Raw genomic sequence first — 560 nt, 5'->3', positions numbered from 1 at the left:
GAAGAACTCGACGAGATGGTCGCAGACTTCAGAAACCGTCCCCTGGATCCCGGCGGGTACGCCTACCTGTCGTGCGACGCGTTGACGATCAAAGTCCGCGAAGGCGGCCGGGTGGTCAAATGCTCCGTGCTACTAGCTACTGGGGTCAACGCCGACGGCTACCGCGAAATGCTCGGCATGCACGTCGCCACTGCGGAATCCAACGCATCGTGGAAAGGCTTCTTCCAAGACCTCAAGGCCCGCGGACTTCGCGGTGTCTTCCTTATCACCAGTGATGCTCATGAGGGCATCCAGCACGCGATATCTGAAGTGCTGCCCGATGCGTCGTGGCAGCGGTGCCGCACCCACTTCGCCAAAAACCTCTACGAAAAGGTCCCGAAAACCCAGTGGCCGATGGTCTCGGCGATGTTCCAGACGATCTTCCAGCAACCTGATGCCCAATCCACCTGGGGACAAGCCCGTGAAGTCGTTGACCTGTTGGAGCCGAAGTTCCCCCAGGTTGCGGCGTATCTGGAGGAATCACTCGATGAGGTGCTGGCGTTTACCGCAGCGCCGAAACC

The 560-nt window shown here is 59.8% G+C and carries 1 protein-coding gene; it reads left to right on the top strand.

Annotated elements, in window-relative coordinates:
- Positions 1–560 (top strand): IS256 family transposase (locus QP996_RS11760; RefSeq protein ID WP_284872815.1); only part of this gene is annotated, 560 nt, incomplete at both ends.

The organism is Corynebacterium sp. MSK008, from assembly GCF_030232585.1.
Classification (GTDB): domain Bacteria; phylum Actinomycetota; class Actinomycetes; order Mycobacteriales; family Mycobacteriaceae; genus Corynebacterium.
Note: the sequence above shows the minus strand (reverse complement) of the source record. Positions and strands in the feature narration are given on the sequence as shown.